This is a genomic window from Aquimarina rubra (assembly GCF_042684305.1).
GTDB classification, from domain to species: domain Bacteria; phylum Bacteroidota; class Bacteroidia; order Flavobacteriales; family Flavobacteriaceae; genus Aquimarina; species Aquimarina rubra.
Window position 1 is genome coordinate 94681 of sequence record NZ_JBHULE010000004.1, and the last position, 26072, is coordinate 120752.

Below are 26072 nucleotides of genomic sequence, written 5' to 3' on the forward strand. Positions count from 1 at the left end.
ATGGAAAATAAAGTTTCTATTATAGAAAGTAAATTCTCTTTACCTGATAAAGAATATAGCAAAACATATTTTATTGAAATTCGGCAGGCGGTTAAATCAAAGCAAGAATTGAATGAGAATACTATAAACATAGAAGTCGATAAGAATTTTATTAAAAAAGATGATTTTGGATATCTATTTAGTATTGAAGTTCAAAAAAGGACCCAATCCGATACTAATGGATTTAGAGGAATGGAAGATTTTCTATCCAAACTACAACAAAAAATAATTGTATATACGGATGAAACAGGAGAAATAAAATCTATAGTTAATCATGATGAAATAAAAGAGCTTTGGGTTGATTCCCAAAAAGAATTTTTAAATATATATAGAAATGTTAAAGACATAAAAAACATCACCAAAAGGATAAATGAACTCTTGGATTCCCGAGAAGATTTTTTAAACCTATTTGAGCAATCAGAAATAGGAACCCTATTATTTCCGAAAATTTATTTTCCTGATTTAAGGGTTCACAAACAAATATTTCATCAAAAGTTTTACAGAGATTTTTTTGGTCCATTTTCCCTACCCCTATTAATAAAAACAGAACTTTTAGAGGAGAATAATAAGAAAAAGCATACAAGAGTTTTTAACGAAGGAATCATAGATGAACAGAAATTTCAGGAAGATGCAATCAAACTGTTTTTCAGAAGACTTTATACAACTTATAATCTTATTGTAGATTTTGATATTATCTACTCCGAACTGTATGATCTAAATGAAAAGAATGTGATAGATAGTGTATTTCAAATATTTGAAGTAAAAGTAGGAGAAGTTTATTCTTTTAATCAAATCGTTACAGTTAAATCTTAAAAATCATGGGAATAAAAAAATGTGTGCCCAAAAATATAATGCTCAAATGCGATAAAGGAGGAGCTCCATGCCCCTTAACTGTTATAAATCCTACCACCACCATACACGGTGTAGATATTGCCACAGAGGCGGATAAAGTTTTTGGTCAAAGTTTTACCGGTTTTGGCACTTGCTCTGTAACTGGATCCGCTTGTGCAGCTACAGTGACTAATTGGAAATATACTACGAAATCAAGTTTAGTCTGTTCTGGAAATAAATTACTAACTAATGAAAGTGAACTTCCTTGTGGTAAAGGTGGAATTATAACTATCGATCTTGATGCTCCTTCAAATGAAATAGACGAGCCAAATATCTTTGATAAGATGCAATCAAAGATGAACGGTGTGGTAGATAAAGTAACTGCTCCTCTTAAAGAACTTGAGGCAGCAGCAAGCGAGGCTGTATCTGACATTTCGGATAGTATTATGAAAGTAGGAGAAAATGCCATACAGTCTGGAAAAGACTTTATCAATACAGATGGACTAGGTAGAAGTACTATGATCGGAGATGCATTTGGAAAGTCCGTAGATCGTTTTGGAAATATGTTGCAAAAATCAAAGGAAGGTTTGGAGATGATAGGAGACCTTACTGGAACAAGAAATGAAATAGAGCTAGGAACAGATATCGTCGAAGGTGTAGGTAGGACAGGGTTAAGTATAGCGGATAAATTAGGTAAAGGGGTTACAGCTATATTTAATTATGGAAAAGAATATTGGGACGATTCTTCAGCTAGATTTGAAAAGGATAAGCAAATTGCTAAAGCTATGGGGACAGCTGCAGTAGATGGAGTTGAAAAAGGGTATTACGAAGCTAAGTTATTAGCAACAGATCTTATGGAAGATACACCAGGCACTATTAAAAGAAGACATGCCAGTGCTGTAAACTACACTACTAATAAAATGGAAGACATTGCCAATTTTAGTGATTGGTATATGAATGAAGCTAGCGATGATGAAAGAGCTGATGTAGTGGCAAATGGTACTATAAAGTTTATTGGTTCGGGAGTTGGCGGAGGAATTACAAAAGGAGTGTCTTCTGCTATTGGAGCAGCAACGAATAAGGTAATGGGTGCTGCTGGTCAAACAATAAAAGCAACAGTTAATCAAGCGAATAACACCTTAAGTCAAGCTTCTGGAACCATAAAAGGGATACAACAAGGCCTTAACAAAAAGAAAGGTGAAAATGGAGACGTAGTTACTCAAACCCCTGACAAACCAAAAACTCCTCCTAATGATAATGATTCTAGTTCACAACAGGCAAATCAAAATCAAAACAAAAATGGTACTGCATGTAAACCTGGTGATAAGCAAACTTGCAAAGATGACCCTGTAGACATCATAGCCGGGGTTATGTTTTATCCTGGACAAGATTTTGAAATCCCTGGAATCATTCCTTTTAAGTGGGAAAGAACTTGGTATTCAGATTCTAAATATAACGGAGCATTAGGTCATGGCTTTCATCATAGTTATGATATTCATTTAACCGAAAGGAATAACGATATCCTATTAATACTATCAGATGGTAGATCTGCTTTTTTTCCAATACTTACAGAAGAGATATCTACTAATTACAATAGAACAGAGAAACTAACTTTGTCCAAACTAAAAACCGGGAATTATGAACTTCTTGAGCATAAAACACAACTCACCTATCTTTTACAAGAAAAAGAAAACAACATCTATAGACTCACGAAAATCTCTAATATAGATGATATACATATCCTTTTTCAATATGAAAACAATGTTCTTTCAGAAATAGTTGATACAGCTGGTAGAATTATAGAAATACAATCTAATTCTAAAAATCACATTACCAAAATTGATATACAGCATAAAAACAATAAAAGACACTTAGTAAGTTATGAGTATAGTCAATCAGGTAATCTTATAGATATCATAGACCCTATAGGTAAATCATTGAAAATGAAGTACAAAAATCATTTGATGATTTCAAAAACGGACCGTAATGGGCAAACTTTCTACTGGGAATATGAAGGAATACACACAGGTGCTAAATGTATTCACACCTGGGGTGATGGTGGAATTCTAGAAGGTTTTATGGAATATTACAAAGATCACACAATCTATAGTAATGCTATTCATGGACAAAGCATTTATTATCATAAAAACGGATTATGTATTAAAGAAATAGATTCTTTAGGGGGTGAATTGGTCAAAGAATACAACGAGTTTGACGAGCTCATAAAATCTGTTGATGAAGAAGGTAATATAACTTTATTTGATTACGATGATCATGGAAATATGACATCCGTAAAATATGCTGATAACGCCATACACGAATATACATATGATGAAAAAGGTAAACTTCAGATCATAACAAGACCTCAAGGAGGATCCACTATTTATGCTTATAAGGAGGAGAAATTGGATACAATTATCCAACCTGATGGAATGATGACTACTTTCGAGTATACCAAAAATGGATTGATCTCTACAGTCTACGATAATATAGATAGTAAAACACAATTGTTCTATGATGATGATCATAATTTAATAAAAATGATTTTCCCAAATCAGGCAATCTATAAATGGGAATATAACGAATGGGGACAATCAATTAAGGCTATTAATCCTCATAATCATACACAAGAATTTGAATATGATATAAAGGGTAGAGTGACTACGGTAAAATTACCAGATCAAAACACAATTAAGCTACAATATAATGCTTATGAAGATGTAATAGAAGCTATCGATAAAGATCGAAATATTGCTTTTGAATATACTCCACTCGGAAGTCTTAAGACCAGAACTGAAAATGGCTCCAAAGTTTATTTTCAGTACAATTCGCAAGAAGAATTGATAGGGATTATTAATGAACATAAAGAATCTTATAAATTTAGTCGTAACACTAAAGGAGATATCATCAGAGAAGAAGGATTTGATGGATTAACTAGAAAGTTTATCCGAGACAGAGCTGGAAAAGTACTAAAAGTCGAAGGACCTAATAATAATCATAGTATCTATGAGTATGATAAGGGAGGTCGTATTTCTCGCATAGAACATCAAGACGGAACATGGGCAACCTATTCATACAATAAAGATGGTTTGTTAATCGAAGCTGTAAATCCAAATAGTCATGTGAAAATTAATCGCGATGAAGCAGGAAGAATTTTATCTGAAAATCAGGATGGATATACTGTGGTAAGCGAATACGGAGAATTAGGAATACGCACGGGTATTAAAAGTAGTCTGGGCGCTGACATCAACTTTGAACATTCTATCCTTGGTGAAGTTACCAAAATGAATGTAAAAACAAAACAAAACAATCCTTGGGAAGCTAATTATCAGTATAACAGCTTAGGGATGGAAACAGAGAGAGCTTTACCTGGAGGGATTATAAGTAGTTGGGATTACGGCGCATCGGGAAATCCTGAAAAACATAGAATCACTGCTAATGGCAGTGAACAGCAATGCAGATTGTATAGTTGGGATGTAAACTCTAAGCTACAACGAATCACTAATAATCTTACCAATAAAGCCACGCGATTTAGCTATGATGATTTTAATAGTTTAGCTTCTGCAGAATATGAAGATGGAAGTTATGATTACAAACTACCTGATGAAGTAGGTAATTTGTACAAAACAAAAGATAAAAAAGATCAAGAATACGGAAAAAGCGGTAAACTTTTACGATCAGGAGCTACCTATTATCATTATGACGAAGAAGGGAATTTAATAGAAAAAAATACTCCAAAAGGTAGCTGGAAATATAATTGGGAAGCTGTGGGAATGTTACAAAGTGTTACCAAACCAGATAAAACTACAATAGAATTTGAATACGATGCATTAGGTCGTCGTACTGCAAAAAAAATACTGTCTCCTCGAGCGGAGTCGAAAGATGGTGAAATTGTAAGATGGATTTGGGACGGAAACGTACCTCTACACGAATGGCAATATGATCTTAAAGACAGACCCAAAGCCATTGTAGATGAATTAGGAAACATCACCAAAGATAAAAAGGAACCTGTAGAGGATTTGATTACCTGGATCTTTGATCAAGGAACTTTTAGACCTGCTGCAAAAATCACTGTAGAGGACACCTATTCTATCATCACAGATTACCTAGGTACTCCTGTGGAAATGTATAACTCCAAAGGTGAAAAAACCTGGCATGCAGAATATGATATCTATGGAAAAGTTCGTAAACTTGTTATAGGTTCATTGAATGACTGCCCATTTAGATATCAAGGACAATATGAAGATATAGAAATAGGATTATATTATAATCGATTTAGATATTATGCACCGGATGAAGGAGTTTACATCTCTCAAGACCCGATTGGGTTGGCAGGGGAAATGCCTAATTTTTATACATATGTAAGAGATACTAATAGTATAATTGATGTATTTGGACTAAGTGAGGGTAGTGGTACTTTAGGAAAAAACATGGTTAAAGCCAATATGACTCACGGCTTAGACCCATTTGTTCGAGGTAATTTTCAAGCGCATCATGTTATCCCTCATGAAGTTTGGACTCGAAGTCAAGACTTTTTTAAGGATATCGGTTTAGGTGGCGCTAAGGATAAAGCTGCAAACGGAATTTTCTTACCTAAAAATGCTACTATAGCAGAACAATATGGCTTTGACAATTATCATAGAGGAAGTCACGAGGGTATAAATATTGATATGGAAAATAAGGTGAGTCAAATAAAGTCTGACTATGAATCTGGTATAATAAGCAAGACAAAGGCAAGAAAAAAAATAAGCGCCATACAAAAAGCAGAGAGAAATAGATTGAGTTCTAGAAAAGGGCTTAAACCTACTAGATGTAGTTAAAATAATTAGATTATGAAAGAAGCTGAATTAATTAGAATAATTGATCAAAAAATAATTACATATGCCAATAAAGTTTCTCCTATATCCTGGCATCAAATGGCAATTGATTGGAACTATGACGGAAGTAAAACTTTTTTAGAATGGCTAATTGACAATAATAATACCGAAAAAGCTACTGTTTTGATGATTTATTGGATGTCTAACCCTAAGAAAGGCTTTAAATTTCAAAATAAATTAGAAGAAAACTATATATCTGGTTTTTATAATAATGAAACAATTCTTTTTGATCCTAAAGATGATGATGGTATAGACTGGACGAAAGAATATCCTAATACAAGTGCCAATCATATTCCTAAAATAATGTTTCAGAAAATAAATGGAAAAAAAATTGAAAGTTCTGAAAATTATATAGAAGGTATCCCTGAAGATTTGTTTTATGAAATAGAGACTCTATATGATGAAAATGAAATTGATTATAATAACTAACTCTATTATGCCTCCATTACGCCCTCGCTACCGCCAGTCTGTGACTAGTGGCACGTATTAGTAAAAAAAGAGATCTAAAAGCCTAAAAAACAATGAAAAACCTAGATAGCACAGATTATAAAACATGAAACCCTTCTACAAGACTTAAAAACAGTATAACAGCAATGAAAACCTATTACAATGATACTCCCAGAAAAGTAGCTTTCGAAAATAAATCGATAGGTTTAAAAGATGCCATAGATTACTTTTCTGTATTATCGGATCATAAGAAGTCTTATATTGGGTTTGTTGATATCTACGATGATGTTATTCTATTTAAATGGTTGGAAAAAGACAAATGGCTGATTGATCACCCGATTGTACCAGATACTTTACACAGACAGCGATATGCCGCCAAAGAAGAATGTTTAGCTTTTGTAACGAAAATATTTGAAGAGTACGATATTTCAACTTTTAAAGATTTCGAAGATGTACCTATACAAGAATTCACCCTAGATGAAATCCTTGAATTTAAAGAAGAAGACACCTATCTTTTAAAAGAAGAAGAACCGCCAGTAAAAAAAGTAGATGCTCCTAAAAATCAAGTTTCAAAAGTAAAGAAAACCAAAAAAACTTCTTTCATCCTCGGAGATATATCCGTACCAAAACCAGAAACTAGAACCAAATCCGTTCCCAAAGTTCCTGCCAAAAAAAAGCAAAAAACATCTCCTCTACAGCAGTTTAAAACATCTTCAGAAAAATTAAAAAAAGCAAATCAACAACCTAGTATTGCGAAAACTCATGAAAAACTAACTACTAAAAAAACAAATACACCTAAATCAATCCAAGATAAGACTGAAGAAACCAACCTACTACAACTTGGGAAAACTTCAAAACCCAAAAAAACAGCTAAATCCACCATACAAATGGGAGAACAACTTGGTACTGATCAAAAATCAACAACCACTCCTACTCCACCAAAATCCAAAATCATCCAAACTAATCCAAAAAAAGACAAATCAAACAATGATGATGGTAGCCTTCTCAGTATTTGAACGCTCCTTTAATGTAAGATTCTCTAATGTTTATTCGAGATTATCATAAACATCCAACTTTCTTGGATTTTCTATAAAATAAATCCACTTGAAAAAGTAGTTTATCCACAAGTACAGGTAGAAGCTCCACTATCTCGACAATACCGTTTTTCTAAATAATATATTGGAGGTACTTATTACATCGTGTAATAAATAAACTTAAATTTTTACATTATGATTAACAAATTATCAAACTTAGGAGAAACTTTAACCAGAGAACAACAAAAAACAATTAATGGAGGGTTACTCTTACCATGCCATAATAATCGAGATTGTGTAGATCTTACTGCTAGTTATAATTATCAGTGTGTTTCTGTTCCTAGTTCACCATTTGGTAAACTATGCATTTTACGATAAAAAAATCGTTGTCATCTTAAATTGCTTCCGTAATGAAAACAAACATTTTTAAACTTAGAAGGAGTTAAAATACCCAGAAAAGAAGCTCAGAAAACTATGAATGGTGGTTATGATGGGTGTGATTGCGGAGTAATTACTAATATGTCATTTTTTTTGTTTACACAGAAATTGTGACTAGAGAAATACCATCCTGTTGTTTTTTATAGAAAATAACAAATTAAAATCCTCATTATACCAATAGGTGTTAATGAGGATTTTTTTTTATAATTGACTGATGATATCCAATTCGTATATTTAATAACAGTAAAAAATAGCGACTCTGTATATCTCAACAGCTATTTTGTATACGAGAATATTAAATATTATGCTACTCTATTACAGTAAGTTCGTATGCCGGCAAATAGGTTTTTACAGTACCAAACTCAGCATTGAATAGTCTAACACGATACGTTCTTCCTTCAGATAGCTCTGAGCTTACAACGAAAGGTGCAAACAATTCGAATGTCATATTGCGGAAACCATTAATAAATTGTTGAGTATCACTGCGAGTTACAAGAACTTGTCCCGGAACATCATCACGTACGGTGACCTCATTTTTATTTACTTCGTGTACTTCAAACCCTATTTCGCCAAAATCGAGATCAAAGGGGCCATCGCCATCAATAAAGACGGGATCTATAACCGCATCAATATCTATGTCAATAAAAAACGGAAGACCAACACTTACCTCAGATGGATTATTGGCATATCGAGAACTTACTCTTAACTCTTCGCACACACCATCTATTATGATCGTTGTTCCCATATCTTGCAAATTACAAACCTCCTCCGGAATTTCATTAAGTTGTAGGTTTCCAGAAATATCTAAAATATCTAAGTTAGTAAGAGTACCCAAAGACACAGGAATATCTACGATAGCGTTATTACGCAAATTAAGGTTTTTTAGATTTTGCAACTCACCAATTTGATTGCTTAAAGAAGTGATCCGATTGTTTTCCAAGTTTAAATCTGTAAGTTGAAGTAACATACCTATCCCATTTGGGATGGCGCCTTGGTCATCCGATGCATAACCAATACCATTATGAGACAGGTCTAATTTTTGAAGTGTACTGACCTCAAAAATGCTTAAATTAAACTCTTGTATACCAGGATTTCCTGAAATTCTTAATGTTGTTAATTTATTGAATACGTTAAAACCCTCAGGTATGATAGCAAGATTAGCATTATCAACCAACTCTATTGATTTCAATTCTTGTAAATTAAAAAAATCTATGGGAATACGATTCATTGATAAATTCATTAATGTCAATTTTTCTAATGAACTTAAGTTGCTTATCCCGTCTATATCTAAAACAGGAAAGAAATCTAAATAAAGGCTCTTCAAATTTGTTAGTGAATACAACCCCCCTAAAAAATCATCCATAGTAGTGACCGCTGCCTTTTCACCTGATAATGATAATTCTCTTAACTCTTTCAGATCAAATATCTCATTTGGAATATCTAAGAGGTCGTTATCTTTTAAATTTAGAACGGTTAGATCTTTTAATAGATTTATGTCCGGAGTTAATACAGTAATTCCTTTGTTTTCAATATCTAAACCAATCAATTTATCATTCTCTATTACAATCCCCTCCCAATTACCTAAATTATCTGTATTACCATCCCAGTTTAGAGTATGATCAGGATTATCTTCTATTATCTTTAGTAGCACATTGCTAACATTTTCAAAATCTTCTACAATCAAAGTGGTAATAAGATCTTCGTCTATCTCTTTGGTACAGGACACTATCAAACCTGTTAATAGTACAAAAACTCTAAAATTTAAATTCTTCATAAGTCCTTATCGTTTATTATACACTTTACTTATGCTACAAATATGTCTGAAAAATTGATCAATTTTTCTCAATTGTGGTCTAATGACGATATTATGTGGATGAATGGATATAAATTCTATATCAACCTAAGCCGATCTGCCTCTTACTTCATTTTTTATATAATCAATCGATGTTTATACTCTTAACGATGGATAACCAAACTAAAAAACGAAAAACCCACAAAACAATACGCTAGTCCATAAAATGCTCACCAAAATCCTCAAACCATTATTTTGCTTTGGAATAAGTACTTAATTCGTTATTGAACATTCTTTAAATTTTTTAATATAAAATTTAACTCAAAGGCATTATCAATGGATTATCTGATACAAACAAAAAAGAAACTACTTTATAAATTGCTGGTATTACCACTTGTATTTTTATGTTCTCATACGCTGTTAGCACAAAGTCATAGGATTGCATTGTCGTTAACAGGTGGTATTGTTCAGGATGGTTTTAGTGGAATGATTACCGGAGATTATAAAGTAAATGAGTTTGATTACTTTCAGTTTAATGTTCAAGGTAGTTTTTCAACTTTAGAACAAAATAATATCGATATTCCTGTAGATACGTATTCTTTTAATGCAGGTTTCTTCTTTGATATCCTACGTAACAATTCCAGAACCTTTGCATTGTCATTGGGTGCAGGTGGAACTATTGGTTTTGAAACAATTAATGAGGGTAATAAGAATATTGGGAGCAATCAAATACTGAATCTAAAAACCACTAATACAATTTATGGTGCGTACGCAGGTCTCGATGCTGATATCTTTATATCTCCTGTAATTGCTCTAAATATAAAATTAAATGAGGTTTATCATATCAATAGTGAAATTGGAGAGTTCACTCCCTATGCCGGATTAGGAGTCAAATTAATTATAAAATAATTTTTTTAGCACGCATAATCATCTATCACAAAATAGCAATTAGCATCAATAATATTTTAGGTTTAATATTAAATATCAAAAATGGAAACATTACATCGCATCAAATCACTTAAAAAAACTATTCTGATTATAGCATTTCTTTTATTAGGAAGTCTAACTATAACATTATATGCACAAACAAGTGCAAAATTACCAGAACCACTGATTACTGAATATACCGGAGTACTTTCTACTGCCGGTGCAAGGACAAAGGTAAATACTAAAGGGAAATGTACCATAAGAACAAAAGGGTACAGAACCTATGCTTTTTACTTTAGTGATGGCATTCCTTCTATTTCGGGTATTAAGTTTATGAAAAATGATGACACCTATACAGCTACAGCTATTTATAAAGGCAAAACTTTGGCTATTACAGTGGATGAAGAAGGAGACCTTGTTATTGGATCTACATCTGTCGGAGCCATTGCCTTTTCAGGAAGTAACACAGATGAATATGATGAAGATATGGATTCAGAAAGTACAAATGTAATCTCAGGAAATGGAGTACATTTAAGCACAGGAAATACAAATATTCGTGTTGAAAATGATGAAGCAAGTCTAAATATTGAAAACTCTGAAATACTAAGCAGTAATGGTAATTTATCCATAAACACGGGAAATAACGGTGTTGAAATAGCAAATGGAAGTGTAACTTTAGGAACCGGTCCTGTTGGTATTTCTACGAGTTCTCATACGAACAACCCAACAGGAAGTTGCATTCTAAATCACGATCATAACTATGGAGTATTACTACATTGTAATTCTACAGAAATCAGAAGTCTTCCTTCAAAAATAGTTGGAATTTATAGAGGAAAACTCATAAGCCAAGGAGTTGAAAATAGAAAAGGTATATGTACTATCGTAAAAACCGGATGCAAAACGTACCGCTTAGATTTTAGTAATGGTATACCTTCTATTCACGATATACAGTTTGGAAGAAAAAATGACTTTGATGAATATACTTCTGTTATAATTGAAGGTGAATATTCATCCGCTATTGAAGTTGATATGACATTTGACGATCTGGAAATAGATGGAGAAATACTTCGTGTATCCTTCGACGGAAAAAAGAATTAATGTATACGAATCAATAGATTTGTGTTTTGTGTGTTAGAAAGATTCATCAAACGAATAAAATAGTTTGATGAATCTTTATACTTAATTAAATCACTCGTATCTTTTTATATAATTCTTCCTTGTATGTTCTACCAATCGGAATATGATGTTTTTGGATTTCTATAGTTTGATCCTGTTCGTAGAACAGATCTATTTTATGCCAGTTAATAATATAAGATCGATGTGTCTGAATGAAAAAGTCACAGTCTAACGCCTTCAGTAAACTGGTTATAGAGTGGCGAACCGATAATTTTTTTCCATCTGTAGTGACAATCGAACAATAATTTTTTGAATCCGTATGAGCAAAGATGATGGTATCCATCGCTACCTTAATCAACTTATTTCCACATTTCACAAATAAATGGGAAGGTTGGTTATCCTCTTTCTGCTCTAACTCGGCTTCTTCTTGAAATACAGGAAATTGTATTGGATTTTTATATAGTGAATTGACTTTATTAGTCAACCCTAAGCCGGCTTGCTTTGATCGAATATAAAATCCAATAATAATCCCGTCAGATGTATGCCTGATAACTTGTTTTTGGACTTTGAGAGAATTGCCCAAATTACTCAAAGATGTATTCTTGACATCATTAAGATCTATCTTCATTTCTTCTAAATACGCGTGATCTAGTTCAATATTAGGTGTCTTCATGTGTAGCTTTTTTGATGTTCATCTTCTCAAATCTAGCTAACATTAACCCTATAATACAAAGCATTATTCCTCATATTTATAAATCTAATGTTGAAATTTATAAATTTCAACTCTTATAAATTCCACTGATTATTTCTCTTAATACCCATTAAATCTTTACATTCGTATTATGGTGTAAATTAACCGTATATAAGTTAAAAAAGTTCTCTACTGATGAAGATGAAATATCTATCAATAATTTCTTTAATCACTCTATTATTAACAAATCAATCCGTGGTTGCACAGGACAATTATGATGAACTAATAATGTTGGTAAGAAAAGAAAAAGTAGACTCTTTAAGAATAAAATTAATACAGACTCATCTCGACCGTGCCATTCGTAAATCTGATACATTGAATATTGCTAACGCATATTTCATATTATCTAACTTAGATCCAACAAAAAAAAATTCTTACTCAGATAGCATTATTGCTTTTACCAAAAACAAAAATTATTTTAAATTTCCCTCAGGTGGATATTTGGAAAAAGGTAATATTAATTTTGAACAAGGAGACTATGCAGAAGCACTAGGATTTTATGTTAAAGCTTCTGAAGCTGCAAAAAAGAGTGGAAATGATAGGCTACATCTTTCTGCTAAATTCAATATTGGGCTACTGAAAAACATGTCCGGTGATCGAGAAGGGGCACAAACTATTTTTGCTGAGTATGTTGAATTTTTAGAAGAAAATCCTAATTATATTAATAAGTATAATTACAATCCAGGATTATTTGCACTTGCAGACTCTTATATTCATACCAAAAATCTAAAACTTGCAGAAACAACAATCGACAAGGGGATTACGGCAACCTTAAAAACACGTGATTCTACTGTATATTCCTATATATTAGTCACCTCCGGAATACACCAATATTTACTAAAAAATTATCAAAAAGCAATTGATAGCCTACATAAAGGAAAAAGATTAATACAACAATTTGATTCTTTAGAGACAAGAATTGCAACCTGTGATTATTATATCGGACGCAGTTACAGAGTGCTGGGAGATCAAGAAAAAAGTATATACTATTTTAAAAAAACGGACACTATACTAAGAAAAACAAAAGATGTAATTCCTGAAATCATTAATGTATATGATTATTTAAGAACGTATGCTAAAACAAAAAATGACTATGAGTTACAATTAGAATATATTAATACCCAGCTAGAACTTGATAGTATTAGACACGCAAATCAAGTATACTTAACCAGAAATATTACTAAAAAATATGATGCTGCAGAACTAAAATCTGAAAAAGAAAGGCTTCTAAAACAATTTGAAAAAGATACTTTTTTAAAGGATAATACCATTAACTTTTTAATCATATTATCTATTATTTTGGTTTTAATTGCGGTTTATAGTTTCAGAAAAAATTATTTAAATAAAATACGGTTTCAAAAACTACTGGAACAACAAAAGAAACCTAAAACAAAACAACCAGAACTGATAAAAAATATTGATAATACGCTTGTAAAAAAAGAAGATATTGATATTCCAGATGAGGTTATACAAACCGTCTTACATAAGCTTCACGATTTTGAAGATAAAAATCAGTTTGCAAAAAAACATTATACGCTTAATTCTCTGGCAAAAGAATTAAATACCAATAGTGCTTATTTATCCAAAATTATTAATGTTTATAAAAACGTAAATTTTGCCAATTACTTAAACAACTTGAGAATTGACTTTGCCGTAGATCAGCTCAGCACTAATAAATCCCTACGATCCTATACGATACAAGCCATTGCTGAAGAGGTAGGTTTTAAAAATGCACAATCATTTTCTTCTGCATTTCATAAAAAAACCGGAATTTATCCTTCTTATTTCATCAAACATATAAATAACTGAAAAACAAATTGTTAAAAGTAATTTACTTCTTTAAATTTATAAATTTAAGGTGCCTTTTCGTGTACAGCTGATACTAAACTGGTAAATTTAGATGTTCATAAATTGAAAAAATAAACCAAATGAAAAAGGAGGGGCAAAAATTAAGTTTGGATAAAATTAAAATTGCAAAATTAAATAATCCAAAAATGATTAGAGGAGGTTCCATTCCCTCCCCCCGAACCTACAAAAACTTGTGATCCAGATAATACTCATACATCCACCAAAACTATTCCTATAGGAAATACCGCAAATTGTTTTTAACTAATTAAATTAAGTACTAATGGAAAATAAAATGAAAAAGAAATTAAGCCTGGATAAAATCAAAATTGCAAAACTAAATAATATTAGAGCAATCAGAGGGGGATCGATTATCATAATAGAAGATGATCCAGGAAATACATCAATTTTAAATGCACAGAGTATTGTGAATCGTTGTACAGATTCGACAAAAACCACTCCTATTGGAACTGGAAGTATTGACCCTAATGACATTTGACATTAGGTAATTGTTATCAATTTAATCTCAAAAAAGATTACTATTTATTAGCAACGTAACACATTCGATAGATTATCAGCCGATGAAAATTAAAAGCAAAAAAAAATTAAGTTTAGATAAAATCCGCATTGCAAAATTACAAAACCCAGAGAGTATTAAAGGAGGTGCAGAAACCGAATTCACAAATCCCGAAGTATGTGATACCACATGGAATTGCAATATTTCTACAAAAACTGTTGCAGTAGGTTATACTTCTGCCTGTTTTACTGGTATTTAAACAAAATTATTCTGGTACTAACCAGGATTTGTGAAATATAAAAAATGAAAAATAAACAAAGAAAAAAATTAAGTTTAGCTAAAATCAGCATTGCAAAATTGCAAAACTATCAAAGTATTATGGGTGGAGTAGGAACATATGGAGATCAATTGGATACGCGCCCCGAAATATGTGAATCACATCCATTGTTATGTGATCAAAGTATTTCTACGAAAACGGTTGGCTTAGGTCATACTGCTGCTTGCATCACAGGTGTTTAGATAAATTTAGTCGATTTGTTGTGAATAAATTATAGGTTTATTAAATTATGGAAAATGAAAAATAATCGAAGAAAAAAACTAAGTCTAGATAAAATTAAGGTTGCTCGATTAACCCATCTTGATAAATTTAAAGGAGGATCGCAAGACACGACAAGTCAACAAAGTAATGAGGATGATTATTGCACACAGTCACTAACATGTGAAACCGTAAAGGATTGTGTTTCGACTAAAACAACCCCTATTGGTGCTACTTCGGTTTGCTTAATATAAAAAAATCAGATTACCTTCAATCGCTTATATACACAATCCTTAAAAGTTCGACCAATAGGGATATGATGTCCTTGTATCTCTATGGTTTGATCATATTCGTGTAATGAATCTATTTTATTCCAGTTAATAATATAAGATCTGTGCGTTTGTACAAATTCTAAACCCTTTAACTTCTCACACAGTTTTAAAATAGAATATCTCACCGATAGTTTTTTATCATCTGTAGTCACGATAGAACAATAATTTTTTGAGTCCGTATGAGCAAAAAGAATGGTATCCATACTTACCTTCACCAATTTATTACCACTTTTAATGAATATATCTCCAGATTCATCAGTAGTAGCAACTACTGAAGTGATTTCTTGTTTACGAGCAAGAATTAGTGCTGCTTGCAGGTCATCTTTACTGATTGGTTTTGTTAAATAGGCTGCTGGGCTTATATCTGCTGCTCTACTAATTGTATCTTTAGTAGTATCAGAAGTAGCAAAAAACACTGGTATTTCGTATAATTTCTTAATTCTTCTTCCTAGTTCAATACCGGATTCTTTACCCTTAAGATGAATATCTAATATAACCGCATCTGGTCTTAAGGTTGCGATTTGTTCTTGTGCTTCAACAGGATCAGCTGAATTCCCTATACAAGAGTATCCTAATTCTTCTAAGGTGATTTTAATATCTTCTAAATGAAATAAGTCATCTTCTACTACATAAACATTCATGATCTGTGTGTTTTTTACGCTGACAAAGGTTTAGAAATTGCCCCTTCTTCTTTAGTCAACGATATGGTTATGGGGATGCTTAAGTCAAAACGCGTGCCAATTCTTTTTTCTGAAGAAACATGGATCGTTCCTTTATGCATTTTTATGAATCGATACACCAGGTTAAGTCCCAGTCCTGTTCCCTTTTCACCTTGTGTACCAATACTAGATTTTTTTTCTTCCAAAGCAAAAAGATGTGCTAACTGATCCTGAGACATCCCTACTCCCGTATCCGTTACTGAACATAAAAACGTGTTATCTTTATTAGTAAATTCTATGCGAATATTTCCTTCTTCTGTGTACTTTAAAGCATTACCAATTAAGTTTCTAAAAATGACATGAAAAGCTCCCTTATCAAATTGAATACTTAAATCTTCTTCATATTTTAAATCAATTTTAGTTTTCTTATAAATAGCTTGTTGTTTATATCCTGATATGATTTCATTTAATTGTTTACTTACTGATATCGTCTGAGGGTTCATTTTGTATCCATTCATTTGTTCTAACGACCAATTCAATAAATTATCTAACATATTAGATAAGCTTTCTGAGTTTTGTTCTAATGCCTGAGAAAGTTCTATTGTTTTTTCATGATTGCCTTTATCTATATGATACTTTAATATTTTACCGGATCGCTGAAACGGAATGATCATTCCTCTTAGATCGTGGGCAATGATAGAAAAAAGCCGATTTTTAACTTGATTTGTAGATGCTAATTCCTTTTGTTGTCTTCTCAACTTTTGGAACGCCCAAGCTCCAATTACTACTATAAATAACAAAACCCCAGTCGCTAACAAATATAAATTTTGCTGTGCTTTGGCTTGTTTTGCTATTCGCTGTTGTTGTTCTTTTTCTTGATTTAGAGTTACTATTGCCAGTTCTTTTTTTTGAGTATCGTACTTCTTTTCAAGATCCGCTACTTGGGTTTTCACCTCTTTACTTGCTATAGAATCCTTTATAAAATGAAATTTTTTGAGATGTACTAGTGCCTTATCTGATTTACCTGTATTTTCATAATAATCACTTTTATAGTAGTGAAGTGCTTTTTTAAATATTAATATTTTAGATGTATTGGTTTCTTGTTCTAATAGATCAATATACTTTTTGGCTCTAACATAATTTTGTTTTTTAAGATTGATTTTTGCCATTCCATCTATTGCCGAAATTAGCATCATATCATCTATCTTTTTTATTGCATTTGATTTTAAGATACTTTGGTAGGCCTCTTCAAAATAGATTTCTGCCTGATCATAATCCTCAAGATTTTCAAAATAAATTGTGGCTTTTGTGTGCAGCCCGTCTGCAATCATTCCGTTATTATTTAACTTTTTTGCTATAATTAGTGTAGAATCTACAGAGATAAGAGCTTCTTCTGGCAAATCAAATTTTCGCTGTGCATCTGCCATTCTTGAATATGTAAGCATGCGAATAAATTCGTTTTGAGTCTTATCTGATTCTTTGATAGCTTTTTTAAAGTATTTTATGGCTATATCATATTGTTCTAATCTTCGATACGTTGTAGCCAGCATACAATAATAGGTATCCAAATCAGATGGCTTACTATCTCGTTCTAAAACTTCAATAGCTTTCAAAAAACTATCGGCAGCTTTCTCATATTGCGACAATCTCATGGAATATGTCCCTCTATTTCCATAACATGATGGTAAAAAATCTTCAAGATTATTACGCTCAGCAAGAATTACAGTACTATCTGTATATTTTAAAGCTCTTTCATAGTCTGATTCTATATCAGCCAAATATGCATAAGTTTGATGATATAAAATCCAATGCTCACTTTCTGGATACTCTGTGAGTATTTTTCTTGTCTTTTTTAAAAGCCTTTCTGCTTTATCCTTTTCATTATGCAAAGCAAAGTTATAAGCTTTTTTACCATAAGCAGATGATAGTAACTCTGAATTATTAGTCTTTTTTGCAAGGGATATTCCTTTATCTAAGTAGTAAACTGAAGAATCAACATTTCTTTGATTCATAAACATATAACCTCTAGATATATGTATTTCGGCTTTACAGGTTTCATCCACTTTATCGATCATCTCCCTACAAAACTTAAAAGCCACCTCATAACTCTGGATGGTATCCATTGTTTTATGCCATTGCTCACAATACTCCTTTTCTGTTTGTGAATAACTGGGCAACGTAACTAAAAAAACAAATAGCAGATATAATGGTTTTTGTGTGGTCATAGTTGGTTATTTAGTTTTTAATATATCTATAATCGATTCAAATATGTTATTCCTTCTTCTAAACCATGAGCCAATTCATACAAACTTGTTTCTGTAAGCATCTTTTTTAACTCCTTTCTAACAAGTACCATTTTATCATGCACGGGACAAGGTTTACACGCATTACATTCTTTCAATCCTAACCCACAACCTCTATACATAGAATCACCATCAATTGCATATACAATTTCCTCAAGCATTATCCGGTCTATTTTTGCTGCTTCAATCAGAAATCCTCCCTTCGCTCCTTTTACAGAATCTAAAACCTCATTCTTTACTAGTCTTTGAAGTATTTTAGCAGTAAAAGCTTCTGGAGAGTCAATCTCATTAGCTATCGCTTTTAAATTAGTACACTTATTTTGTAATGATTGTTGTGCTATATAGATAGAAGCCTTTATACCATATTCACAAGCTTTAGAAAACATATCCTTTAATTAAACTATACTCAAATATATACATTAAATTCAATTCGGATAAATTCATCCTAGATAGAATAATACATATTACATCATATATTGTACATACATAAGAATATATGATACGAAAAGCAGAATAAACTAAATATCATCTAGTAAATAACATGACGAATACTCATCTATTAAGGTATTATTTGTCAAAATAAAATATAAAAAAGCTATTTGTATCAGATTCCTTCTCGCTTATTTACCGGAGTAGTAGGATTATAGCCAAATCCCGGAATTTTTAAGTCAATTCCTAATTGATTCAATATATATCCTATGGTTGCATAATGATGTATGGCATGGCTATTAGCATGTGCGAGAATGCTTTCTAAAGTATAATTTACAGTAACTTTTCCTTGTCCCATATTATCTGTTACATGAATTAAGTAATCTGTATTTGCATCTATGTAAGAAAGTAAAGTCCCTTGTAGTGTATGTATATGACTTTTTGCTGCTTCCTTATTAGTTGATAAAATCTCATCTCTTTTTCGAGCAGTAAGATCAATGTCATTAGTATCTATACCGCTGATGATACAATCAAAAAAATCTAATGTATGTCTAATATGTGATCCGATACTAGAGTAGTATGGTCCAATAGAATCATCACTGTAAGTTTTTGAATCTATTGCGTCTAATAAAGCAACAGCGTTATTAAGATTATCGTTAATTGAGGATATAATGAGTTCTTTCATAGATAATATGGACGTAATATACATAATAAACTTACATAACAACTTTGGTAAAACGTTAAATTTATTTTTTACTTATATAAGGATACAATACTAAACTTGGAACCTCGTTATCGATAAATCATTATGATGAATGACCATACACAACAGTAGGATATCTATCACTTTATTTATGGGTTAGCCATAAAAATTAAGATAAAATGCGTATTTCATCGATTAATGACAATTATTTTTGGATGTTACTCAGAAAATATTGTATACTTGTACTGTTCATTAAAAAGCCCCATAAAAATGAAAAGAATTTCACCAATATTATTTTTATTTTGTCTTGTTATACAGGCTAATGCCCAGAATATTTATGAAGATGCATTAACAGCAGCCAGTTATGCATATTCACATTCTAAAAAAGCACATGGAGCAAACAATGTGTTTCATACTCAGGAATATGCCGATAAAGCTATAGAAGCTTTTGAGAAAGTAGAAAGCCTTGCTGATAAATGTGGTTGCTCAGAAGCAAACGAAACAGCTTATGAAGCTAAAACAAGTATGGTGAGCTCCTTAGATCAAGATACGTATGAGCGTAGTAGATACTATGCAAAACAAGCTAAAGATCTTGGTCCTAAATTATTAGAACAATTAACAGATTGTCAAGCTAATAGTAGTAGTAGCGAGTCTTATATTGGAGACGTTGCAAGTGCAGAAGAAGAAGCAATTGCAATTGCTTCTGAAGAAGTAGCTCAAAAGCAAAAAGAGCTGGAGGAACAAAAACGTCAATTACAAATCGAACAGCAAAAGCTACAACAACAAATTGCAGAGCAGCAAAAAGCTCAAGCTCAATTTGAAGCACAACGTGCTGCAGAATTAAAAGAACAAACAGTAGTAAAAGCAAAAGCAGAGCAAGCATTACAGAAATTAGAAAGTGCTCTTCAGGAATTAAGTATAGCTTTTGATGATGAATCCATATTCGAATCTCAAAAAGATTATTTAAGAAGTGAAAATGACTTACAAAACGAAACACTAAACGATACAAAAAACTTCTATGTAAATAGAGCTAAAGAACTTACCAAAAGTGCTATGCAGCAATTCGCTGGATATACAGAAAATTAATAAAATTGAATTTTATTTTGTAGCCCCAAAATAAAATTTTTCAGAAACGGTATCTTATTTAAGGTACCGTTTTTTTTTATCCATTGTGAATAAATAGTATGGTTTTACAATCTTTGTTTTGGAATTATTCCATAAATTTGGAATAATTCCAAAATATAAAAAATTGAGAACCATATTACATCTTGATTTAGATACATTTTATGTATCCGTAGAACGTCTTATAGATAGCTCGCTACAAAACAAGCCCTTACTAGTAGGGGGCACAAGTGATCGCGGTGTTGTAGCAGCTTGCAGTTACGAAACCAGAACATTTGGAGTACACTCAGGAATGTCTATGAAAATAGCTAAAGAACTGTGTCCGGAAGCTACTATCATAAAAGGCAATGCCGGAACCTATAGTAAATACTCTGATCTGGTAACAGAAATTATCAAAGAAAAAGTTCCTGTATTCGAAAAATCTAGTATCGATGAATTTTATGCTGATCTCTCTGGAATGGATAAATTTTTTGGTGCATATAAATATGCATCAGAAATTAGGCAAAAAATTATTTCAGAGACCGGTTTACCAATTTCTCTTGGTTTTGCACAGAACAAAGTAGTTTCTAAAGTAGCGACCAATGAAGCTAAACCTAACAATCAATTAAAAATTGATTTTGGTACAGAAAAACCATTCCTAGCTCCATTATCTATCAAAAAAATACCAATGGTTGGTGATAAAACTTTCCAAACACTACGTAGCTTAGGTGTACGACAGATAAAAACCATACAAGAAATGCCCGTTGATGTCATGAAAGGCGTTTTGGGAGTAAACGGATTAACAATTTGGAAAAGAGCTAATGGAATCGACAATACACCTGTGATTGCTTTTTCTGAACGTAAATCTATCTCTACAGAAAGAACATTTGATAGAGATACCATAGATATTTATAAACTCCGAAACATACTAGTTGCTATGACAGAAAATCTATCCTACCAACTACGTAGAGGCAACAAGCTTACAGCCTGTATAGCAGTAAAAGTGAGATATTCAGACTTTAATACGTACACTAAACAACTAAAAATACCTTACACCAGTGCAGATCATATTCTTATACCTAAAATTTTGGAAATCTTCGAAAAATTATATCAAAAAAGATTATTAGTACGATTAATCGGTATCAGATTTAGTCATCTGGTAAGCGGAAATTATCAGATTAATCTCTTTGAAGACAATGAAAAACAACTCAATCTCTATAAAGCTTTAGATCATATACGAGATCGATATGGAGATAGAAGTGTAATCAGAGCCGTAGCAATGGGGTCCAAAACTATTGGTAGAATGCAAAATCCCTTTAACGGTCAACCTCCTATTGTATTGGCACATAGGAAACAATAACATCGATAACGATGATGGCATCCGGGCGGGCTATACACTATATCTTTTTATGCATCCTTAGGCTACGCTCAGGATACAAAAAAAGGATGTCGTTTCTATCCCTGATGCGACAGAGTAGTCAGTAGTCAGTAGTCAGTAGTCAGTAGTCAGTAGTCAGTAGTCAGTAGTCAGTAGTCAGTAGTCAGTAGTCAGTAGTCAGTAGTCAGTAGTCAGTAGTCAGTAGTCAGTAGTCAAATTAAAAAAAATGATAACCATCAACAATGAACCATCGACAATAAACCATCGACAATAAACCATCGACAATAAACCATCGACAATAAACCATCGACAATAAACCATCGACAATAAACCATCAACAATAAACCATCAACAATAAACCATCAACAATAAACCATCAACAATGAACCATCAACAATGAACCATTAAAATGTACTTAAATTGTCATTCATATTACAGCTTAAGATTCGGAACTTTTTCCGAAATAGATATATTAGAGTTAGCAAAAAAAAACCGGATTGATAGTCTAGCACTAACAGATATAAATAATACATCGGCTTGCCTAAATTTTATTAGAAAAGCACATGATTATCAGATCAAACCAATTGTCGGTATTGATTTTAGAAATAATCATCAACAATTATATGTGGGTTTAGCCAAAAACAATGAAGGCTATAAAGAATTAAATGATTTTTTATCATATCATTCTCATCATAAAATAGACTTCCCAAAAAATGCTCCACCATTTAAAAATGCATTCATTATATATCCCTTCAAGCAAGTACAAGAAACGCAAAAAACTAAATTCGCATCAAGCGAATTTATAGGCATCTCTATAAAAGATATTCCTAAACTCCGCCTTTCATCATTCAGAAAATTAAAAGACAGACTTGCCATACTACAACCAGTAACCTTTAGGACCAAAAAAGATTTTAATGCACATCGCTTATTACGTGCTATTGATAAGAATATATTACTTAGCAGATTACCAGAGAGTCAGCAAGCTTGTTTTTCAGAAAAAATGATTCCCAATGATGAAATTAAAAATCAGTTCGGCGAGTTTGATTTTATTATTAAAAACACCGAAAATATTATCAACCAATGTTCTATCAGCTTCGACTTTTCTAAAAACAAACCTTCTCTAAATCAAAGAACATATACAGGTAGTATTGAAGAAGACAACAAACTACTGAAGAAATTGTGCGAACAAGGTCTTCCCTATCGCTATAAAAACCCAGATAATAAAGTATACGATAGATTAAAAAAAGAGCTTGGTTTAATTATTAAAATGAACTTTGTTTCGTATTTTCTAATTAATTGGAAAATTATTTCTTATGCACAAGAAAAAGGATATTACTACGTAGGACGCGGTAGTGGAGCTAATAGTATTGTAGCATATTTATTAAAAATCACTGATGTAGATCCGATCGAGTTGGACTTATACTTTGAACGATTTATAAATTCGCACCGTACTAGTCCGCCTGACTTTGATATCGATTTTTCTTGGAGAGATCGCCAAGATATCACTCGATTTATCTTTGAAGAATTTAGTAATGTAGCACTTTTAGGTACATACGTTACTTTTCATTACAAAGGCGCTGTTAGAGAATTAGGTAAAGTATTTGGATTGCCAAAATTCGAAATCGATAAACTTAGCGAAGGTAATTATAATTACAACTCTCTAGATCATATCCATAAACTAGTAGTTATCTATAGTCAGCTCATTCAGGGAATTCCTAATTACATAAGTATTCATTCCAGCGGAATATTGATTAGCGAAAAACCCCTGCACTATTATTCTGCTACAGATATGCCTCCCAAAGGATTTCCTACTGTACAATTTGATATGATCATCTCAGAAGATTTAGGTTTATATAAGTTTGATATTTTGGGGCAGCGTGGTTTAGCAAAAATTAAGGAAGCAATTAGTATCATCCAATATAACCAACCAAAAAAAGCCAATTTTGACATTCATGATATAGAGAAACTCAAAAAAGATCCTAATATCAACGCGCTTATCAGAGAAGCTAAATGTCTTGCCTGTTTTTATGTAGAATCTCCTGCTATGCGTATGTTGTTAAGCAAACTTAAAACTGACAACTACCTTGGATTAGTAGCAGCAAGCTCTATTATAAGACCAGGAGTCGCTAAAAGCGGAATGATGCGTGAATATATATTAAGGGAACACGATATAGAAAGACGAAAAAATTCACATCCAATCATGTTGGAACTGATGAATGAAACTTATGGTATTATGGTATATCAAGAAGATGTAATCAAGGTAGCTCACGTTTTTGCAAAACTAACATTGGATGAAGCAGATGTATTACGTAGAGGAATGAGTGGTAAATTCAGGTCTCGAAAAGAATTTAAAGATGTACAAAATAAATTTATTCAGAATTGCCGTGCTGAAGGATATGAAGAGAAAATAATTTTCGAAATATGGAATCAAGTAGCAAGCTTTGCAGGATATGCATTCCCAAAAGGGCATTCAGCATCTTATGCAGTAGAAAGTTACCAAAGCTTATTTCTCAAAGCATATTTTCCTATAGAATATCTGGTGGCAACATTAAATAATGGTGGAGGATTTTATCGACCTGAAGTCTATTTACACGAAGCTAAATTATTTGGAGCAAAAATTGTGACTCCCTGTATAAACACCAGTAAATATGAACATATTTTACAACAAAAAACTATCTATCTTGGGTTAAGCATATTACGAAATTTAGATCATAAGACATCAGAACTTATATTATTAGAACGCGAACAACACGGAATATATACTTCACTAAATGATTTTATAGATAGAGTCCCCATAGGTATAGAACAAATAAGTATACTTATTAAAATTGACGCTTTTGCTTTTACCGGAAAAAACAAACACGAATTATTATGGAAAGCATATTTTAAAATAAATGGTACTCCGCCAAACTACAACCAACCTCTTTTATTTAAAGAAAAACGTACTGAATATAAATTACCGAAGTTTAAAACATCCAGATTAGAGGATGCTTTTGAGCAAATCGAATCCTTTGGATTTCCTCTCTGCGGATATTATGAGATCATGGCATCCCAACCTACTAATCAGAATAGAGCCAACCAATTAAAAAACTATTTAAATAAAAAAATTGATATCTATGGGTATTTAATTGCAATGAAAAATACCAGTACCTCAAAAGGTACCCGCATGGCATTTGGTACTTTTCTGGATCAATTTGGTGATGTGTTTGATACTGTTCTGTTTCCACCTGTACAAGAAAAGTATAGACTTAGGTATAAAGGAGTCTATCGGATATACGGTAAAGTTGTAGAAGAATTTGGTTTTTTAAGCATTGAGGTGATAAAGATTCTCAAACAAGATTACATTCAGGATCCTAGATATACATAACATCTATAGACAGTTTATAGGTGTGCTTTTACAAATTAATGTATTGACAATTTTTACAAGTTAATGTATTGATAATGAGGTTGACAATAGCCCATAAAAAAACCCTTCATTGTTATAATGAAGGGTTTCAAGGAAGGCGGCGACCTATCCCTTAAGTTTCCAGGAGCATAGAATGCGACTGGCTAAAACGAAGTGATCCCGCTAAAAGCGGGACCTCCTATGTAATATTATAAAAAAAAAAGATCCCGACCAAATGATGATCAGGATCCAAAGGAAGGCGGCGACCTACTCTCCCACGATTGTAGTACCATTGGCGCTAACGGGCTTAACTTCTCTGTTCGGAATGGTAAGAGGTGAGCCCCGATGCTATAACCACCTTAAGTCGTTATAAATGAATAAAGTATATTTAATAATGAATAATTAAGGATAATGAATAATTTAATATTTCATTATACAGTATTCACTATACATTAAACACTTACATAATAAGTTAACATATTGATTTAAATTGAATAGAGTTTACGCTATAAAAGAGGTTTGTTTACTAAAAAGAAGCTATCAAAGCAATTCTCCGTCCTGCTAATTGCTTAGCAGGACGTGCGCATAAGCCTATGGGTTATTAGTACTACTCGGCTATGACATTACTGCCTT

Annotated in this window: 21 protein-coding genes and 1 rRNA gene; 15 read left to right on the forward strand and 7 right to left on the reverse strand. The window is 32.2% G+C overall.

The genetic code is table 11. From position 1 onward, the window contains the following. From ACFSR1_RS03995 to ACFSR1_RS04015, 5 genes are all read left to right on the forward strand, one after another. Positions 1–852 (forward strand): hypothetical protein, encoded by an 852-nt coding sequence (locus tag ACFSR1_RS03995; RefSeq protein ID WP_378289873.1) that lies wholly within the window; start codon positions 1–3, stop codon positions 850–852. A 5-nt stretch (positions 853–857) separates the two neighbouring features. Beyond that, positions 858–5690: a DUF6531 domain-containing protein gene (locus ACFSR1_RS04000; protein WP_378289875.1), complete on the forward strand. Its 4833-nt coding sequence runs from the start codon at positions 858–860 to the stop codon at positions 5688–5690. Between the two features lie 12 nt (positions 5691–5702). Beyond that, on the forward strand, positions 5703–6176 hold the full coding sequence (locus tag ACFSR1_RS04005; RefSeq protein ID WP_378289877.1) for a DUF4274 domain-containing protein: 474 nt from the start codon (positions 5703–5705) through the stop codon (positions 6174–6176). Between the two features lie 164 nt (positions 6177–6340). Next, positions 6341–7210 carry a hypothetical protein gene (locus tag ACFSR1_RS04010; protein ID WP_378289879.1) on the forward strand — a complete coding sequence of 290 codons (870 nt, stop codon included), beginning with the start codon at positions 6341–6343 and terminating at the stop codon, positions 7208–7210. 213 nt (positions 7211–7423) lie between these two features. Then, positions 7424–7606: a hypothetical protein gene (locus tag ACFSR1_RS04015; RefSeq protein WP_378289880.1), complete on the forward strand. Its 183-nt coding sequence runs from the start codon at positions 7424–7426 to the stop codon at positions 7604–7606. A 367-nt stretch (positions 7607–7973) separates the two neighbouring features. Here the strand turns inward: ACFSR1_RS04015 and ACFSR1_RS04020 are convergent, their stop codons facing one another. Further along, on the reverse strand, positions 7974–9440 hold the full coding sequence (locus tag ACFSR1_RS04020; protein WP_378289882.1) for a leucine-rich repeat domain-containing protein: 1467 nt from the start codon (positions 9438–9440) through the stop codon (positions 7974–7976). A gap of 354 nt (positions 9441–9794) precedes the next feature. Here ACFSR1_RS04020 and ACFSR1_RS04025 point away from each other — a divergent pair, with 354 nt between their 5' ends. Continuing rightward, positions 9795–10367, forward strand: a complete 573-nt coding sequence (locus ACFSR1_RS04025) for a conjugal transfer protein TraO (protein WP_378289884.1) — start codon at positions 9795–9797, stop codon at positions 10365–10367. Positions 10368–10448: 81 nt separating this feature from the next. Beyond that, positions 10449–11483: a hypothetical protein gene (locus tag ACFSR1_RS04030; protein ID WP_378289886.1), complete on the forward strand. Its 1035-nt coding sequence runs from the start codon at positions 10449–10451 to the stop codon at positions 11481–11483. A gap of 85 nt (positions 11484–11568) precedes the next feature. Here the strand turns inward: ACFSR1_RS04030 and ACFSR1_RS04035 are convergent, their stop codons facing one another. Continuing rightward, positions 11569–12174 carry a LytR/AlgR family response regulator transcription factor gene (locus ACFSR1_RS04035; RefSeq protein ID WP_378289888.1) on the reverse strand — a complete coding sequence of 202 codons (606 nt, stop codon included), beginning with the start codon at positions 12172–12174 and terminating at the stop codon, positions 11569–11571. Between the two features lie 213 nt (positions 12175–12387). Here ACFSR1_RS04035 and ACFSR1_RS04040 point away from each other — a divergent pair, with 213 nt between their 5' ends. The 5 genes from ACFSR1_RS04040 (at position 12388) to ACFSR1_RS04060 (ending at position 15403) form a co-directional block, all read left to right on the forward strand. Continuing rightward, positions 12388–14061, forward strand: coding sequence for a helix-turn-helix domain-containing protein (locus ACFSR1_RS04040; protein ID WP_378289889.1), 1674 nt, complete (start codon positions 12388–12390; stop codon positions 14059–14061). A 331-nt stretch (positions 14062–14392) separates the two neighbouring features. After that, positions 14393–14596, forward strand: coding sequence for a hypothetical protein (locus ACFSR1_RS04045; protein ID WP_378289891.1), 204 nt, complete (start codon positions 14393–14395; stop codon positions 14594–14596). A gap of 82 nt (positions 14597–14678) precedes the next feature. After that, positions 14679–14873, forward strand: a complete 195-nt coding sequence (locus ACFSR1_RS04050; RefSeq protein WP_378289893.1) for a hypothetical protein — start codon at positions 14679–14681, stop codon at positions 14871–14873. A gap of 44 nt (positions 14874–14917) precedes the next feature. Further along, positions 14918–15133 carry a hypothetical protein gene (locus ACFSR1_RS04055; RefSeq protein ID WP_378289894.1) on the forward strand — a complete coding sequence of 72 codons (216 nt, stop codon included), beginning with the start codon at positions 14918–14920 and terminating at the stop codon, positions 15131–15133. Positions 15134–15187: 54 nt separating this feature from the next. Beyond that, positions 15188–15403, forward strand: a complete 216-nt coding sequence (locus tag ACFSR1_RS04060) for a hypothetical protein (protein ID WP_378289896.1) — start codon at positions 15188–15190, stop codon at positions 15401–15403. Between the two features lie 5 nt (positions 15404–15408). Here the strand turns inward: ACFSR1_RS04060 and ACFSR1_RS04065 are convergent, their stop codons facing one another. The 4 genes from ACFSR1_RS04065 to ACFSR1_RS04080 form a co-directional block, all read right to left on the reverse strand. Further along, the gene (locus ACFSR1_RS04065) at positions 15409–16122 is read right to left on the reverse strand and encodes a LytR/AlgR family response regulator transcription factor (protein WP_378289898.1); all 714 of its coding nucleotides are present in this window, start codon (positions 16120–16122) and stop codon (positions 15409–15411) included. Between the two features lie 14 nt (positions 16123–16136). After that, positions 16137–18365, reverse strand: coding sequence for a tetratricopeptide repeat-containing sensor histidine kinase (locus tag ACFSR1_RS04070; protein WP_378289900.1), 2229 nt, complete (start codon positions 18363–18365; stop codon positions 16137–16139). A gap of 26 nt (positions 18366–18391) precedes the next feature. After that, entirely contained in the window at positions 18392–18829 is a 438-nt protein-coding gene (locus ACFSR1_RS04075) for an RrF2 family transcriptional regulator (RefSeq protein ID WP_378289902.1), read from the reverse strand. A 218-nt stretch (positions 18830–19047) separates the two neighbouring features. Further along, positions 19048–19557 (reverse strand): DinB family protein, encoded by a 510-nt coding sequence (locus tag ACFSR1_RS04080; RefSeq protein WP_378289904.1) that lies wholly within the window; start codon positions 19555–19557, stop codon positions 19048–19050. 288 nt (positions 19558–19845) lie between these two features. Here ACFSR1_RS04080 and ACFSR1_RS04085 point away from each other — a divergent pair, with 288 nt between their 5' ends. The 3 genes from ACFSR1_RS04085 to ACFSR1_RS04095 all read left to right on the forward strand — a co-directional run bounded on the left by ACFSR1_RS04085 (position 19846) and on the right by ACFSR1_RS04095 (position 25421). Continuing rightward, positions 19846–20661: a hypothetical protein gene (locus tag ACFSR1_RS04085; RefSeq protein WP_378289906.1), complete on the forward strand. Its 816-nt coding sequence runs from the start codon at positions 19846–19848 to the stop codon at positions 20659–20661. Positions 20662–20824: 163 nt separating this feature from the next. Then, positions 20825–22036 (forward strand): DNA polymerase IV, encoded by a 1212-nt coding sequence (dinB, locus tag ACFSR1_RS04090; protein WP_378289908.1) that lies wholly within the window; start codon positions 20825–20827, stop codon positions 22034–22036. 427 nt (positions 22037–22463) lie between these two features. Continuing rightward, on the forward strand, positions 22464–25421 hold the full coding sequence (locus tag ACFSR1_RS04095) for a DNA polymerase III subunit alpha (RefSeq protein ID WP_378289910.1): 2958 nt from the start codon (positions 22464–22466) through the stop codon (positions 25419–25421). 272 nt (positions 25422–25693) lie between these two features. Here the strand turns inward: ACFSR1_RS04095 and rrf are convergent. Continuing rightward, positions 25694–25801: ribosomal RNA gene (gene rrf, locus ACFSR1_RS04100) — 5S ribosomal RNA — on the reverse strand. Positions 25802–26072 lie beyond the last annotated feature (271 nt).

Excerpts from the sequence above, each read along its gene's own strand:
- ACFSR1_RS04030 (WP_378289886.1), top strand. The coding sequence starts at position 10,449 with ATGGAAACATTACATCGCATCAAATCACTTAAAAAAACTATTCTGATT.
- ACFSR1_RS04055 (WP_378289894.1), top strand. The coding sequence starts at position 14,918 with ATGAAAAATAAACAAAGAAAAAAATTAAGTTTAGCTAAAATCAGCATT.
- ACFSR1_RS04000 (WP_378289875.1), top strand. The coding sequence starts at position 858 with ATGGGAATAAAAAAATGTGTGCCCAAAAATATAATGCTCAAATGCGAT.
- ACFSR1_RS04005 (WP_378289877.1), top strand. The coding sequence starts at position 5,703 with ATGAAAGAAGCTGAATTAATTAGAATAATTGATCAAAAAATAATTACA.
- ACFSR1_RS04080 (WP_378289904.1), bottom strand. The coding sequence starts at position 19,557 with ATGAAAGAACTCATTATATCCTCAATTAACGATAATCTTAATAACGCT.
- ACFSR1_RS04065 (WP_378289898.1), bottom strand. The coding sequence starts at position 16,122 with ATGAATGTTTATGTAGTAGAAGATGACTTATTTCATTTAGAAGATATT.
- ACFSR1_RS04085 (WP_378289906.1), top strand. The coding sequence starts at position 19,846 with ATGAAAAGAATTTCACCAATATTATTTTTATTTTGTCTTGTTATACAG.
- ACFSR1_RS04060 (WP_378289896.1), top strand. The coding sequence starts at position 15,188 with ATGAAAAATAATCGAAGAAAAAAACTAAGTCTAGATAAAATTAAGGTT.
- ACFSR1_RS04015 (WP_378289880.1), top strand. The coding sequence starts at position 7,424 with ATGATTAACAAATTATCAAACTTAGGAGAAACTTTAACCAGAGAACAA.
- ACFSR1_RS04050 (WP_378289893.1), top strand. The coding sequence starts at position 14,679 with ATGAAAATTAAAAGCAAAAAAAAATTAAGTTTAGATAAAATCCGCATT.
- ACFSR1_RS04075 (WP_378289902.1), bottom strand. The coding sequence starts at position 18,829 with ATGTTTTCTAAAGCTTGTGAATATGGTATAAAGGCTTCTATCTATATA.
- ACFSR1_RS04070 (WP_378289900.1), bottom strand. The coding sequence starts at position 18,365 with ATGACCACACAAAAACCATTATATCTGCTATTTGTTTTTTTAGTTACG.
- ACFSR1_RS04020 (WP_378289882.1), bottom strand. The coding sequence starts at position 9,440 with ATGAAGAATTTAAATTTTAGAGTTTTTGTACTATTAACAGGTTTGATA.
- ACFSR1_RS03995 (WP_378289873.1), top strand. The coding sequence starts at position 1 with ATGGAAAATAAAGTTTCTATTATAGAAAGTAAATTCTCTTTACCTGAT.
- ACFSR1_RS04095 (WP_378289910.1), top strand. The coding sequence starts at position 22,464 with ATGTACTTAAATTGTCATTCATATTACAGCTTAAGATTCGGAACTTTT.
- ACFSR1_RS04035 (WP_378289888.1), bottom strand. The coding sequence starts at position 12,174 with ATGAAGACACCTAATATTGAACTAGATCACGCGTATTTAGAAGAAATG.
- ACFSR1_RS04010 (WP_378289879.1), top strand. The coding sequence starts at position 6,341 with ATGAAAACCTATTACAATGATACTCCCAGAAAAGTAGCTTTCGAAAAT.
- ACFSR1_RS04045 (WP_378289891.1), top strand. The coding sequence starts at position 14,393 with ATGAAAAAGAAATTAAGCCTGGATAAAATCAAAATTGCAAAACTAAAT.
- ACFSR1_RS04040 (WP_378289889.1), top strand. The coding sequence starts at position 12,388 with ATGAAGATGAAATATCTATCAATAATTTCTTTAATCACTCTATTATTA.
- ACFSR1_RS04025 (WP_378289884.1), top strand. The coding sequence starts at position 9,795 with ATGGATTATCTGATACAAACAAAAAAGAAACTACTTTATAAATTGCTG.